Here is a 14,647-nt window from a genome sequence, read left to right on the forward strand (position 1 = left end):
TGATACGAGTCTAGGGAGCGCCATACCCATCTGGAAGTGTCATAAAGGCGATATCAGATACATCAAATAGTGATGGCTTGATGCAGGGCTGTAGTCTATGTTTCGAGCACTGGATGAGGGCGCTGAGGGCGAGGTTGATGAATCTGAAACAGCTACAAAGCGTGCTGCTGATGGACGAGCTCGGGTCTATTTCCCGAACCGCAGTGGCACTGGGCACCGCTCAGTCGCTGGTCAGCCGGCAACTGGCGCAACTGGAGGTCGAGTGGGGCGATCAGCTATTCGTGCGCACTGGGCGTGGTCTGGTCGTCTCGGATTTTGGGCGGCTTGTGCTACCGGAGATTCGTTTGCTGCTCGCTCAGGCCGAGCGCCTGGAAACGTTGGTCAGGGAGTCCTCAGGCGTGCCGGCAGGGACGGTGCACATCGGTGTGCTGCCGTCGATGTCGAGAAGGTTGCTGCCCATGCTGTTCACCAAGCTGCAAACCCATGCCCCCGGCGTACGCCTGCATGTGGTCGAGGGCTTCAGCGGTGATCTTGATGAACAACTGGCAGCAGGTGCGCTGGACCTGATAGTCGTTAATCGCTACGGCATATCCAACGCGCGTGACGAAGAAACCCTGGGCGTCGTTGATACGTACCTGGTGGGTAAAGCGGGAAGCCTCAATGGGCTCAAGCAATCGATCGAGTTTGCTGCGTTGGCGGATTTTCCGCTGATCCTGCCTTCTCGCCCCAACGGGTTGCGGACCACCCTGGACCAGTTGGCGCGCAAACATCAGCTCTCGTTGAACGTGGCTATCGAAGTCGACACGCTGAACGCAATGAAGGATGTGGCGACGACAGGCGGAGCGTTCACCATCCTGCCTTTTCTGGCGGTGCAGGACGATGTCGAACGCGGGTTGCTCGATGCCGTGCGAATCACCAGGCCGGAGATCAAACGGACGATTGCCTTGGCGTTCACCCACCAGCATCCGCTGTCGAAGGCGGCCAGAGTGGTTGGCGTGCATGTCCGTGAGTTGTCCAAGGCGCTTCTTGAGTAAATCCTGCGCTTTTGAAGAATGGTCATGCCTGGGTTTTGCTCAGTCCCGCAGCGAACCTCCAGCCGATAAACCATCAGCTGCCGCTTATGAAGCGGCAGCTTTTTTATGCCTTGAAGACGCCACAAAATTACCTGGAGCCAGCTTTCAAGGCTTCATCCCTGCACTTAGTGACGATCCAGCCACACCGTCTGCGCGTTGCAGAATTCCCGCACGCCGAAGTGCGAAAGCTCGCGACCAAAACCGCTCTTCTTCACGCCGCCGAAGGTGACGCGCGGATCGGAGGCGCAGTAACCGTTGATGAACACGCCACCGGTTTCCAGTTCGCCGGCCATCTGTTGGGCACGTTCTACGTTGCCGGTGTAGATAGTCGCAGCGAGGCCGAATTCACTGTCATTTGCCAGTTCCAGCGCGTGGGCGGCATCGCGTGCGGTGATGATCGACGCGACCGGGCCAAACAGTTCCTGCTTGAACGAGGTCATCTGGTCGGTAACATCCGCGAAAACCGTTGGCTCGTAGAAGTTGCCGGGGCCTTCTGCTTTCTTGCCACCCAGCAACAATGTCGCGCCTTCTTCCAGGGTATCGCGCACTTGTTGATCCAGTTCATCACGCAGATCAAAGCGGGCCATCGGGCCGACGTACGTGGTGGCGGCGAGTGGATCACCGACCACCAGTTTTCGCGTGGCTTCGACGAACTTGCGTGTGAACTCCTCGACGATGCCTTGCTCGACAATCAGGCGTTTGGCCGCTGCGCAGACTTGCCCGGTGTTTTGATAGCGGCCAATGACGGCGGCTTTCACCGCATCGTCGAGGTCGGCATCGTTGAGCACGATAAAAGGGTCGGAACCACCGAGCTCCAATACACATTTTTTCAACGCTGCACCGGCCTGCGCGCCGATGGCCATGCCGGCCCGCACGCTGCCGGTGAGGGTCACCGCTGCAATGCGTGAATCTTTGATCGCCGTGGAAACGCCGTCCGGCGTGACGTTGATGACTTCGAAAACCCCTTCAGGGAATTCGGCTTGCTTGAAGGCATCCAGCAACAGGTAAGCGCTGCCCATCACGTTTGGTGCGTGTTTGAGCACGTAGGTGTTGCCGGCGAGCAGTACCGGAACGGCGCCACGTAGTACCTGCCAGATCGGGAAGTTCCACGGCATCACCGCGAGAATCGGGCCGAGCGGGCGGTATTCAATGCGCGCTTTCCCGCCCTCAACCAGTGTCGGTTCAGCGTTGAGCATGGCCGGGCCGTGCTCGGCGTACCATTCGCAGAGCTGCGCACATTTTTCGATTTCGCCACGGGCCTGACTGATCGGCTTCCCCATCTCCAGGGTGATCATGGTTGCCATTGCTTCTGCGTTGTTGCGCAAGACGTTGGCCAGGGCGATCAGCCGTTGCGCGCGTTGCGCCACCGGTGTGCCGCGCCAGACACGAAACCCGGCCGCAGCGCGTGACAGTGCGGATTGCAGCGCCGCATCGGATTCAAAAGGGTAGTGGCCGATCTGCTCGCCGTTGGCGGGGTTGATCGAAATGGCATGGGTGAGGCTGGAAACATGGGTCATGGCACCGTCCTGCGGGGTGGGGATGGGGTCAGACTACGGTGGCATTTGTTTTCTGGAAACTGAATAATACTGATCGTACCGTTCACGTTTGGAGAATGACTTGGATCTGGTTCAGCTCGAAATTTTCAAAGCTGTCGCCGAGCACGGCAGCATCAGCGTGGCCGCTCAGCATATCCATCGGGTGCCGTCGAACCTGACGACGCGGATCAAACAACTGGAACTCGACTTGGGCGTGGACCTGTTTATCCGCGAGAAAAGCCGCCTGCGGCTGTCGCCGGCCGGTTGGAGTTTTCTCGACTATGCCCGACGCATCCTCGACCTGGTCCAGGAGGCCCGCGCGACGGTTGCCGGGGAAGAGCCGCAAGGATCGTTTCCCCTGGGTTCGCTGGAGAGCACGGCGGCGGTGCGCATTCCTGAGCTGTTGGCCGCCTATAACCAGAAGCACGCCAAGGTCGAACTGGCCCTGTCCACGGGACCTTCCGGAACCATGATCGACGGCGTGCTCTCGGGTCGATTGGCCGCTGCGTTTGTCGACGGGCCGGTGCTGCATCCGGCACTGGAGGGCGTGCCGGCCTTCGAGGAAGAGATGGTGCTGATCGCGCCGCTCAACCATGCCCCGATCCACCGCGCGCAAGATGTGAACGGTGAAAACATCTACGCCTTTCGCTCCAATTGCTCTTATCGCCACCACTTTGAAAGCTGGTTCGCCAAGGACGCCGCAGTGCCCGGCAAGATTTTCGAAATGGAGTCCTATCACGGCATGCTGGCCTGTGTCAGCTCCGGTGCTGGCCTGGCGCTGATGCCGCGCAGCATGCTCGAAAGCATGCCGGGCTGCACCACCGTGAGTGTGTGGCCGTTGTCTGAGTCCTTTCGCTATTTGCGAACCTGGCTGGTGTGGCGCCGGGGCACGGTGTCGCAAAGCCTGACTATGTTCGTGCGTTTGCTCGAAGAGCGATGCGCAGCGGCGGACTTGCTGACTTGAGCGAATCGCGCCGCCATCGATCAGCAGATTCTGCCCGGCCGAAATAGCAGGGCTGCGCAAAAGCTGTCAGTGCGAATGACGCGGCTCGCCGCCACTTCGAGCGATGACCCGCATATGCAGGGTGGCCGGCTCCAGGCATCCGCCCGTCGATAACTGTCCAACCAATTGCCGGTACAGCTCTTGCCACGGCGTTTGGGACGCGGGGATGTTTGGCGTCCACTCGGCGCGACGGCGGGCCATTTCGGCTTCGTCGACCAGCAGGTTTACCGATCTTGCGTTGAGGTCCACGCGCAGGCGGTCGTTGGTTTTCAGCAGCGCCAAACCTCCTCCGACAGCGGCTTCCGGGGACATGTTGAGGATCGAAGGGCTGGCCGAGGTGCCGCTCTGGCGACCGTCGCCCAGGCACGGCAGAGAGTCGATGCCTTGCTTGATCAGTGCTGCCGGTGGCGCCATGTTCACCACTTCGGCACTACCGGGGTAGCCCACGGTGCCAGCACCACGAATCACCAGGATGCAACGCTCGTCGATTTCCAGCGCCGGGTCGTCGATTCGGGCGTGATAGTCCTCCGGTCCTTCGAACACAATTGCCCGTGCTTCAAAGCTGTTTTCTGCGCCTGGCTCGGATAGATAGGTCTTGCGGAACGCCTCGCCGACCACCGACATTTTCATGATTGCGCTATCGAAGAAGTTGCCGCTGAGAACGATGAAGCCCGCACGATGTTTGAGAGGGGTCTCGAAGGGATAGATCACGTCAGCGTTGCTGGTCAGACTGCTGCTGACGATTTCGCCGATCGTCTTGCCGCTGACCGTGGCGCAGTCTTCGTGCAGGCGCCCGGCTTTTTGCAGTTCATGCATGACCGATGGCACGCCGCCCGCGCGATGGAAACCTTCGCCCAGGTATTTGCCGGCCGGCATGCAATTGACCAGCAGCGGCACATCTTCGCCAATCCGTTGCCAGTCATCCAGGCTCAACTCGACGCCCATGTGCCGGGCGATGGCGATCAAGTGCGGAGGGCAGTTGCTTGAGGCGCCGAGCGCCGACGCGACGGCGATGGCGTTTTCGAAGGCTTCGCGGGTCATGATGTGTGACGGGCGTACATCCTGCATCACCAGTTCGCAAATGCGCTTGCCGGTGGCGTAGGCCATTTGACCGCGCTCGCGGTAGGGCGCCGGAATACTCGCGCAACCCGGCAACGACATGCCCAGCGCTTCGGCCAGTGCGTTCATCGACAGTGCGGTGCCCATGGTGTTGCAGTGACCCACCGAAGGCGATGCCGCGGTGGTCATTTCCATGAAGCCTTCGTAATCGATTTCACCGGCCGCCATCAGGTTGCGCGCGTGCCAGAGCACGGTGCCGGAGCCGATCAGTTCGCCCTTGTGGTGACCGTCGAGCATCGGCCCGCCGGACAGCACAATGGACGGCAGGTCAGTGGTGGCGGCGGCCATCAGGCAGGCCGGGGTGGTCTTGTCGCAACCGGTGGTGAGTACAACACCATCCAGCGGATAACCGTGGAGAATCTCCACCAGTCCCAGATAGGCCAGGTTCCGATCCAGTGCGGCAGTCGGCCGGCGTGACTGTTCGGCGATCGGGTGGACGGGGAATTCCATGGGGATGCCACCGGCATCACGAATGCCGGCCTTGACCCGCTGCGCGAGTTCCAGGTGATGACGGTTGCAAGGTGTCAGGTCGCTGCCGGTCTGGGCGATGCCAATGATCGGGCGACCCGATTGCAGCTCTTCTCGGGTCATGCCGTAGTTCATGTAGCGTTCGACATACAGGGCAGTCATGTCCGCGTGGGCAGGGTCGTTGAACCATTGCTCGCTGCGCAGACGGCGTTTAGGGGTGTCACTCATGATTCATGTCTCTCTTGTAATTGGATGAATCGACAATCTGTTCTGGCTCAGCGTGGCAGCAGTCCTCGGGACGCCAGGTTACGCAGCAAGGCGCTCACGCCAAAGGTCCACGGCGTCGCCTCGCAGCTGTGGGTCACCTGATTGTGCAGGCTGCCGAGCAACGGGCTGCTGATGCTGACCCGGTCCCCCAGTTTGTGGGTGAAACCACTGCCGACATGATCGCGATCTTCGGTGGGCGCGAACAGGGTACCGAGAAAAAGCAGGAAACCATCGGGGTATTGGTGATTGGCGTTGAGGGTCTGGCCGGCGAGGTCCTGCGGGTCACGGCTGATCTGGCTCATGGAGCTCGATCCGTGCATCCGGTAACCGTCCTCACCTTGCACCTCAAGGTCGACCACGCAGGCGCGGACATCGTCCAGGCTGAAGTGCTCGTCGAACAGGCGGATGAACGGCCCGATCGAGCAGGATGCGTTGTTGTCCTTGGCCTTGCTCAGCAGCAGCGCGCTGCGGCCTTCAAAGTCCCGAAGGTTGACGTCGTTGCCCAGGGTCGCACCGTGAATCTGCCCGCGACTGTTCACCGCCAGCACCACTTCCGGTTCCGGGTTGTTCCACTGCGAACCCGGATGAATGCCAATCCGGCTGCCGCTGCCAACAGAGGCCAGAACCGGTGCCTTGGTGAAGATTTCCGCGTCCGGACCGATGCCCACTTCCAGGTATTGCGACCACATGCCTTGTTCGATCAACAAGGCTTTCAGACGCATGGCCTGCTCTGAGCCAGGAACGATCGAACGCAGGTTGTCACCGATCACGCCGTGCACGGTGGCCCGCACGGCTTCGGCTTTGGCGGCGTCACCACCGGCCTGCTCCTCGATCACACGCTCGATCATGCTGGCGGCGAAGGTCACGCCAGCGGCCTTGATCACCTGCAAGTCCAGAGGGGCCAGCAGGTAAGGTCGGGACAGGTCGGCGTCAGGTCCGGTGTTGGCGAGCAAGGCCTCGATGCTGGTAATGAAGGTGCCCGGCGTCTCGCGCACTGCCGACAGAGGAGCGTCCGATTCCAGCAAGTCACTCAGGGTCGCGAAGCGCTCCGACAGATCGAACACGCCGTCGGCGCGCAGGACGATCGGCGAAGGTCCGGCGATCTGGCCCGGTACCCAGGCGCGACCGATCAAGGTACCGGCGACGCCATCGACGGGCAGGGTGTTTTCGGGAGTAAGCAATAGCGACATGGGGCATCTTCCTGGTTCGTAAAGACTTCACGCTAGGACGGACAGTCGATAAACTCCAATGAGATAAATTCAGTATTCGATAACTTGCGGTTATTACCTGTGCGAGGCGTGTTCATGTCAGATCTGTCCTTCTCCAGTTTCTGCGGTTGGCTCAAGTTCAGGCATTTGCTGCTGATCGACACGTTGGGGCGCACCCGTAACATGCACCTGGCGGCGCAACAGATGAACCTCAGCCAGCCGGCCATCAGCAAGATGCTCAAAGAGATCGAAAGCCTGCTCGGTTTCGCCTTGTTCGAGCGCCAGCCACGGGCCATGCCGCCCACGGCGCTGGGCGAGCACGTGCTGCGCTATGCGCAAATCGCCTTGAACGACGCGCGCTCGTTCGTCGAGCAAATCAGCAGCCTGCGCGAGGGGGGGCACGGTCATCTCAAGGTCGGCGGAATATTTGCCGCTACGGCGGTGGCCCTGCCCGAGGCGATCTTGCAGATCAAACAGCGCTGGCCATTGCTGTCGATCGAGGTGGTGGAGCAGACCAGTAACCACCTGATGGAAATGCTTGAAGAGAAGAAGCTGGACCTGGCCATCGCCCGTTTCACCGATCAAAGCCAGCAACAGCGGTACGACTTTCAACCGCTGGCTCCCGAACCGTTCTGCATTGTGGTCAACGACCGGCACCCGCTGGCAGGTGTCGGCCCCATCTCGTTGGAGCAACTGGTGGACTTGCCATGGATTCTTTACCCGGTGGGTACGCCGATTCGCGGGCGCATGGAACTCGCGTTCGCCGAAGCCGGCGTGGGCATGCCCCGCAACACCGTCGACACCATTTCGATGCAGACCTTCCTCCAGGTGCTGCAGCGTGGGCCGATGATCGGAATGCTGCCCAATGCCATGGTCAACCCACTGCTCGAAAGCGGTCAGCTCAAGACGCTGGATACGCCTTTGCATTTGGTCCCGCAGGACTACGGCATCCTCACTCGCAAGGGCGAGCAGCTGGTGGGAGCGGCTCTGGAGTTTGCCGAAATACTCAAGGACAACGCCCGTTTGAACAACGATTCGGCGAGTTAAATACGATTAGGTTTATCGGCTAATTCGATAACGGATCGTTATCGGTTAATCCAAAAATGCCATTGGGAAAGAATCGATTCGCGACAGTACAGTAGCGACCAGCTTTCAATCAGGGTCAGGAGACTGTCATGCCCGAACTGTCCGGACACAATTTCATCGCGGGAGGCCGCAGCGCCGCCGGATCGGTGGTGTTGCACAGCGTTGATGCGACGACCGGGCAACCTTTGCCCACGGCCTTCATTCAGGCCACGGTCGAGGAAGTGAACGCCGCGGCAACGGCCGCCGCCCAGGCCTATCCGGTTTATCGTCATCTGCCGGCCGCCCGTCGTGCCGAGTTCCTTGAGGCCATTGCCACAGAGCTGGATGCACTGGGCGATGATTTCGTTGCCCTGGTCTGCCAGGAAACCGCTTTGCCGGCGGCACGCATCCAGGGCGAACGCGCTCGCACCAGCGGCCAGATGCGCCTGTTCGCCCAGACCCTGCGTCGCGGCGACTTCTACGGTGCACGCATCGATCTGCCACTCCCGGCACGCCAACCCTTGCCGCGCGTCGATCTGCGTCAGTGTCGCCTGGGTGTCGGCCCGGTGGCGGTGTTCGGCGCCAGTAACTTTCCGTTGGCATTTTCTACCGCTGGAGGTGACACCGCGGCTGCGCTCGCTGCCGGTTGTCCGGTGGTGTTCAAAGCCCATAGCGGACACATGGCGACCGCCGAACGAGTGGCCGAAGCCATCGTTCGCGCCGCCGAACATACCGGCATGCCTGAAGGCGTGTTCAACATGATCTTCGGTGCCGGCGTGGGTGAAACGCTGGTCAAGCATCCGCTGATTCAGGCCGTCGGTTTCACCGGTTCACTCAAGGGCGGCAGGGCGCTGTGCGACATGGCCGCCGCCCGCCCGCAACCGATCCCGGTATTTGCCGAGATGAGCAGCATCAACCCGGTGCTGGTCCTGCCCGAGGCATTGCAAGTGCGCGGCGAGCGCATCGCTACCGAACTGGCGGCGTCGGTGGTCATGGGCGCGGGGCAGTTCTGCACCAATCCCGGCCTGGTCATCGGCATTCGCTCACCGGCCTTCAGCCACTTTGTGCAGACGCTCAGTGCCTTGATGGCTGATCAGCCCGCGCAAACCATGCTCAATGCGGGCGGCCTGCGCAGTTACGTTCACGGTTGCGAAACGTTGCTGGCGCATCCGCAGATCATTCATCTGGCAGGGCGGGCACAGCAGGGCAACAAGGCGCAGGCGCAATTGTTCCAGGCCGATGCCAGCCTGCTGCTGACGGGCAATGAATTGCTGCAGGAAGAAATCTTCGGTCCGGCCACCGTGGTGGTCGAGGTGGCCGATCGGGCCGAACTGTTGGCGGCCTTGCACGGTTTACGCGGCCAACTGACCGCGACCTTGCTGGGAGAGACGGCAGAGTTGGAACAGTCCGCCGACCTGGTGGCGCTGCTTGAGCAAAAAGTCGGTCGCGTACTGGTCAATGGTTACCCCACCGGTGTGGAAGTCTGCGATGCCATGGTCCACGGCGGTCCTTGGCCGGCGACATCCGATGCCCGTGGCACCTCGGTTGGCACATTGGCCATCGATCGCTTCCTGCGTCCGGTGTGCTACCAGAACTTCCCGGACGCCTTGCTTCCTGACGCGCTGAAGAACCGCAATCCATTGGGACTGACGCGCCTGGTCAACGGAGAAAAAACCACCGAAGCACTCTAGTCATTGCGCTATGCCGAGTGAACGGTTCACTCGGCCTGACCCATTCGATAAAAACAATCAGGCATGTCCACATGCCCAGGGGTTACCTCATGCAAACGATATCCGAGCAATTGCCCGCGCAGGCGCAGGCCAGCGCCCTCGAATTTGAAGACCGGACCTACCGCAAGGTGATCTGGCGAATTCTTCCTGTCCTGCTCCTGTGTTACATGGCGGCTTACCTGGACCGGGTCAATATCGGCTTTGCCAAACTCGACATGCTCAACGAGCTGCAGTTCAGCAATACCGTCTATGCCTTGGGCGCCAGTATGTTCTTCTGGGGCTACTTCCTGTTTGAAGTGCCAAGCAACCTGTTGCTGCATCGCTACGGCGCGCGCTTCTGGATTGCCCGGATCATGTTGACCTGGGCCGTGATCTCCATGGCCGTGGCGTTCACCGTACCGCTGGCGGGTTTCTTCCACATCGAATCGAGCACGATGTTCTACGTGCTGCGCTTCTTGTTGGGCATCTGTGAAGCCGGCTTTTTCCCGGGTGTGATTCTGTACCTCAACTACTGGTTTCCGACCCATCGGCAAAGCCGGGTGATGTCCGGGTTCCTGATGGCATTGCCGGTCAGCCTGACCCTGGGCGGGATCCTTTCCGGTTGGCTGATGAGCAGCATGCAAGGTGTGCAGGGCATGTCCGGATGGCAATGGATGCTGATCATCGAAGGCATTCCCTCGATCATCATGGCGTTCGTCGTCATCGTCTGCCTGGCCAACAACATCGACTCCGCCAAATGGCTGTCCGCTGCGGAGAAAGCCTTGCTCAAGGCCAATCTGCAAACCGATAACCAGGGCAAGGCTTCGCGCCTGAGCGAGGTGTTTTTCAATCCGCGGGTGTGGTTGCTGGTCCTGATCCTGCTGACCTTCAACACCGGCTTCTACGGCCTGGCGTTCTGGATGCCTTCGATCATCAAGAGCACGGGCATCACCAACAGCTTGCACATTGGCCTCCTGACCGCCATTCCCTATTCGATTGCCACGGTTGCGATGCTGCTCAACGCACGGCACTCCAACCGGACCGGTGAGCGTCGTATGCACGCGGCGATTCCGGCCTTCATCGGTGGTTTGGGGTTGATCCTGAGCGCGTATTTCGCCGACAACCTGGTGTTGTCCGTGTTGTTCCTCAGCGTATCTGCCTCGGGGATCCTCAGCCTGATGCCGATTTACTGGACCCTGCCGGGGACCGTGCTTTCCGGTGTCGCCGCTGCGGCGGGTATCGGCATGATCAACGCCTTCGGCAACCTCTCCGGTTTCACCGGCTCGATGATCACCGCTGTCGCTGAAAACCTGACCGGCAATATCAACAACGGCACCTACGTTCTGGCGCTGTGCTTGTTCGTCAGCGGCGGGCTGATCCTCGCCATCCCCGCGTCGATGCTCGGCAGAACCCCAAAAACAGCCCCCCTCACCGCGAAGCTGGAGGCTGCATGAACCTGCAGAACAAACGGGTGCTGATCACGGCGGCGGGGCAGGGTATCGGCATGGCCAGCGCCATTGCCTTTGCCCGGGCCGGTGCCGAAGTGTTTGCCACGGACCTCGATATCAGCAGGCTGGAAGGGCTTGAAGGCATAACGGCGATTACCCTGGACGTGACATCGACTACCGCCATCAGCGAAATCAGTGAGCGCATCGGCGCACTGGACGTGCTGTTCAACTGCGCAGGCTACGTGCACAGTGGCAACATTCTCGAATGCGATGAAGCGGACTGGGCGCGGTCGATGGACATCAACGTCACCGCCATGTACCGCATGATCCGCGCGTTCCTGCCGGGCATGCTGGAACGCGGAGGTGGATCAGTCATCAACATGTCATCGGTGGTTTCCAGCATCAAAGGCGTGCCCAACCGTTTTGCCTATGCTGCCAGCAAAGCGGCGGTGGTAGGGCTGACCAAGGCGGTTGCCGCCGACTTCATCAGTCAGGGCATTCGCTGCAACGCCATTTGCCCCGGAACCGTGGAATCGCCGTCGCTGCGTCAGCGCATTGCCGCACAGGCTGCGCAACAAGGCGTCGACGAAGCACGGGTCTACCAGCAATTTCTTGACCGCCAACCCATGGGTCGCATCGGCAGTGCCGACGAGATCGCCCAGTTGGCTTTGTACCTGGGCAGCGATGCGTCCGCCTACACCACAGGCGGTGTGCATGTCATCGATGGCGGCATGAGCATCTGAAACCCGCTTCGCACTTTCGGTTTGAGCAGGAGAACTAAATGAAACTGTTGCGTTATGGCGAAAAAGGTTCGGAAAAACCGGGCCTGCTGGATGCCGATAATCAGATCCGCGACCTCTCGGCGCATGTACCGGATATCGCCGGGCTGGCCCTCAGCCCGGAAAGCCTGGCAACGCTTGCCGCCATCGATCCGTCCAGCCTGCCCATCGTTGCCGGTAAGCCACGGATAGGCGCCTGCGTCGGCCAGGTCGGCAAATTCGTCTGCATTGGTCTGAACTACGCCGACCATGCGGCCGAGTCGAACATGGAAGTGCCGAAAGAGCCGATCATCTTCAACAAATGGACGAGTGCCATCTGCGGTCCGAACGACAACATCGAGATCCCGCGCGGTTCAAAGAAGACCGATTGGGAAGTCGAACTCGGCGTGGTCATCGGCAAAGGCGGGCGCAACATCGATGAAGCCAACGCCATGGAGCATGTCGCCGGCTACTGCGTGATCAACGATGTCTCTGAGCGCGAATGGCAACTGGAGCGGGGCGGTACCTGGGACAAGGGCAAAGGCTTCGATACCTTCGGTCCGCTCGGCCCGTGGCTGGTAACCCGCGATGAAATCACCGATCCGCATGCGCTGGACCTGTGGCTCGATGTCGACGGACACCGCTACCAGCAAGGGAATACGCGGACGCTGATCTTCAACGTGCCGCAACTGATTGCTTACCTGAGTCGTTGCATGAGCCTGCAACCTGGCGATGTGATTTCGACGGGCACGCCACCGGGCGTTGGGCTGGGCATCAAGCCACAGCCGGTTTTCCTGCGTCCGGGGCAGACCATTCGTTTGGGCATCGCGGGGTTGGGTGAACAGCAGCAAGTCACCGTGCAGGCGGATTGAGGCAAGCGTTCCCAAACACCAGAAATGACAAAGCCCCGAGCGATCGGGGCTTTGTCGTTTTTCTCGGGTCTTGTTAACTCAAACTCAACTTAGCGAGGGCAAATCACTAACGTCGCACGGGTCCCCGTTGGCGTTCGATTTTCCAGCTTGATTTCCCCTCCCGTACGATCTGCGATTGCCTTGACGATGGCCAGCCCCAGGCCTGCCCCTTGGCCATTGCCACGGCTGTAAAAGCGCTCAAGGAGCCGATTGCGCTCCGACTCTTCGATTCCGGGCCCTTCGTCCTCGACGGATAACTCATAGCGATCTTCTTTTCTTTCCAGGCGCACGCTGATCAAGCCGTTAGCCGGTGAAAAATTTGCCGCATTCGTCACTAGATTGTTCAAGGCAATGTGGATGTCGGCCGAATCGATCCTGACCGGGCCGATGCCATCATCCGCATCGAAAACCAGTTCAAGTCCTTTGCTCAAAAGCCAGGGAGTCAACTGCACCAGGCTTTCTCGAACGGTGGCTGTGAGGTCAATGGGGGGAGGGATTTTGGCTGCCGTCTTCGGTTCGAGACGCGCCATGGTCAGCAATTGGTTGACCAGCCGGCTGGTACGATCGACGCCGGCGATCAGGTGTTCAAGTGATTCGCGTCGGTCATTTTCGGTGCCGGCCTCCAGCAGGTTTTGTGCGTGCACCCGCAAGACGGCCAAGGGCGTGCGCATTTCGTGGGCGGCGTCGGCAATGAAGCGCCGCTCACGTCCGAGCACGTCCTGAATTTGCGCAAGCATGCGGTTGAGTGCCGCCTGCATCGGTTCCAGTTCGCTGGGCAGCGGTGTCATTTGCAGCGGCTCCAGCGAGCCGCTATGGCGTGCGCGCAGGGTCGCGGCCATATCGGCTAACGGCTTGAGCCCCCAGCCGATGGCCAGCCAAACCATCGCCGCGAGGATCAGGCTGCCCAGCATGTTCGGCCACAGGGTGTGGCGGACAATGCGATCGACCAGATCCGCCCGCACATCGTCGCGTTCACCGACCCAGATGCGCAGGCCATTTTGTTTGTCTTCAAGGACAAAGGCGCGCCAGTGACGATTGTTCAAATCCACCACGTCACTGAAACCGGGTGTGTTCGGTGGCGTGCCGAACGAGGGCGCACTGGCAGTGTGCACCAGCACTTCACCTTTGGGACTCCACACCTGAAAGGCGATTTTCCTTTCGTACGGATGACCATCGCCGCGAGGCACTGCCTCGCCCAGCGCCGTATTGAACGCCTGGTACAGATCCGCATGTTCCTGACTCGCCAACGGCATGCGCATCACGCCTTGCAACAGGCGGGCATTCTGCGCCAGTTGCGCATCGTAGACCTCGGCGATTTCGTGGTTGCTGTCGTGCACGTTAAACAGGCTGATCACCGCCAGCCCGGCGAGCATCAAGCCGATGATCAGCGTCAGCGTACGGCGACGGATCGACGTCATCGACGTTCCTCCACCAGATAGCCCACACCGCGAACGGTGCGGATCAGGTCGGTGGAGAATTTCTTGCGCAGGTGATGGATGTGCACTTCCAGGGTGTTGCTTTCCGCTTCTTCATTCCAGCCGTACAGCAATTGCATCAAATGATCGCGGGTCATGACGCGACCCGGTGGCGAGAGCAATTCGTGCAACAACTGGTATTCCTTGGGTGTCAGCCCCACGGGCTGGCCAAGATAGCTGACCTGCTGCGTGCCGGGGTTGAGGCTGATGCCAGCGTGCTCGATCAGCATTTGAGCGCGTCCGGCACTGCGCCGCAGCAGGGCGCGCAACCGGGCTTTGAGTTCGGCCAGGTCGAACGGTTTGATCAAATAGTCATCGGCGCCGGCATCCAGCCCGGCGATGCGGTCTTCGGTGGCATCGCGGGCGGTGAGTATCAGGACCGGCAAGTTGGAACCGCTGTCGCGCAGGCGCCGCAGCACTTCGAGACCGTCCATGCGCGGCAGGCCGAGATCAAGCACGGCCAGGTCGAAGGTTTCACTGAGCAAGGCATGCAGGGCGCTGCTGCCGTCCTTGATCCAGTCGACGGTGTAGCCTTCGCGCCCGAGGGCCTGGTGAATGCCTTCGCCGAGGGCGACGTCATCCTCGATCAGTAATAAACGCACGCGAAC

Annotated in this window: 12 protein-coding genes; 7 read left to right on the top strand and 5 right to left on the bottom strand. The window is 60.5% G+C overall.

The window, feature by feature from the left end; all coding sequences use genetic code 11:
- Positions 1-137 precede the first annotated feature (137 nt).
- Entirely contained in the window at positions 138-1,034 is an 897-nt protein-coding gene (locus KGA97_RS04980) for a LysR family transcriptional regulator (RefSeq protein WP_192228345.1), read from the top strand.
- A 164-nt stretch (positions 1,035-1,198) separates the two neighbouring features.
- On the opposite strand, the gene KGA97_RS04985 is transcribed toward KGA97_RS04980, so the two are convergent.
- Complete coding sequence (locus tag KGA97_RS04985) at positions 1,199-2,590, bottom strand: aldehyde dehydrogenase family protein (protein WP_223435203.1); 1,392 nt, start codon at positions 2,588-2,590, stop codon at positions 1,199-1,201.
- A 100-nt stretch (positions 2,591-2,690) separates the two neighbouring features.
- Between KGA97_RS04985 and ptrR the strand changes: the two genes are divergently transcribed.
- Positions 2,691-3,572, top strand: a complete 882-nt coding sequence (gene ptrR, locus KGA97_RS04990) for a putrescine utilization regulator PtrR (RefSeq protein WP_223480306.1) — start codon at positions 2,691-2,693, stop codon at positions 3,570-3,572.
- Between the two features lie 66 nt (positions 3,573-3,638).
- On the opposite strand, the gene KGA97_RS04995 is transcribed toward ptrR, so the two are convergent.
- A complete protein-coding gene (locus KGA97_RS04995; RefSeq protein ID WP_008024776.1) occupies positions 3,639-5,426 on the bottom strand; it encodes an IlvD/Edd family dehydratase in 1,788 nt (595 codons plus the stop codon).
- A 47-nt stretch (positions 5,427-5,473) separates the two neighbouring features.
- The gene (locus KGA97_RS05000) at positions 5,474-6,655 is read right to left on the bottom strand and encodes a fumarylacetoacetate hydrolase family protein (protein ID WP_223480307.1); all 1,182 of its coding nucleotides are present in this window, start codon (positions 6,653-6,655) and stop codon (positions 5,474-5,476) included.
- A 114-nt stretch (positions 6,656-6,769) separates the two neighbouring features.
- Between KGA97_RS05000 and KGA97_RS05005 the strand changes: the two genes are divergently transcribed.
- The 5 genes from KGA97_RS05005 to KGA97_RS05025 all read left to right on the top strand — a co-directional run bounded on the left by KGA97_RS05005 (position 6,770) and on the right by KGA97_RS05025 (position 12,525).
- Positions 6,770-7,720 (top strand): LysR family transcriptional regulator, encoded by a 951-nt coding sequence (locus KGA97_RS05005; RefSeq protein ID WP_008024779.1) that lies wholly within the window; start codon positions 6,770-6,772, stop codon positions 7,718-7,720.
- A gap of 128 nt (positions 7,721-7,848) precedes the next feature.
- Positions 7,849-9,429, top strand: coding sequence for an aldehyde dehydrogenase (NADP(+)) (locus KGA97_RS05010; protein WP_223480308.1), 1,581 nt, complete (start codon positions 7,849-7,851; stop codon positions 9,427-9,429).
- 89 nt (positions 9,430-9,518) lie between these two features.
- Complete coding sequence (locus KGA97_RS05015; protein ID WP_032832480.1) at positions 9,519-10,901, top strand: MFS transporter; 1,383 nt, start codon at positions 9,519-9,521, stop codon at positions 10,899-10,901.
- Positions 10,898-11,638 carry an SDR family oxidoreductase gene (locus tag KGA97_RS05020; RefSeq protein ID WP_223414821.1) on the top strand — a complete coding sequence of 247 codons (741 nt, stop codon included), beginning with the start codon at positions 10,898-10,900 and terminating at the stop codon, positions 11,636-11,638. The genes KGA97_RS05015 and KGA97_RS05020 overlap by 4 nt, the downstream gene beginning before the upstream one ends.
- Positions 11,639-11,676: 38 nt before the next feature.
- A complete protein-coding gene (locus tag KGA97_RS05025) occupies positions 11,677-12,525 on the top strand; it encodes an ureidoglycolate lyase (RefSeq protein ID WP_008024786.1) in 849 nt (282 codons plus the stop codon).
- An 89-nt stretch (positions 12,526-12,614) separates the two neighbouring features.
- On the opposite strand, the gene KGA97_RS05030 is transcribed toward KGA97_RS05025, so the two are convergent.
- Complete coding sequence (locus KGA97_RS05030) at positions 12,615-13,982, bottom strand: sensor histidine kinase (protein ID WP_223480309.1); 1,368 nt, start codon at positions 13,980-13,982, stop codon at positions 12,615-12,617.
- Positions 13,979-14,641 carry a response regulator gene (locus tag KGA97_RS05035; protein WP_008028051.1) on the bottom strand — a complete coding sequence of 221 codons (663 nt, stop codon included), beginning with the start codon at positions 14,639-14,641 and terminating at the stop codon, positions 13,979-13,981. The genes KGA97_RS05030 and KGA97_RS05035 overlap by 4 nt, the downstream gene beginning before the upstream one ends.
- Positions 14,642-14,647: the final 6 nt, after the last annotated feature.

It is taken from the genome of Pseudomonas sp. BF-B-15 (genome assembly GCF_019946675.1).
Lineage (GTDB): Bacteria > Pseudomonadota > Gammaproteobacteria > Pseudomonadales > Pseudomonadaceae > Aquipseudomonas > Aquipseudomonas migulae.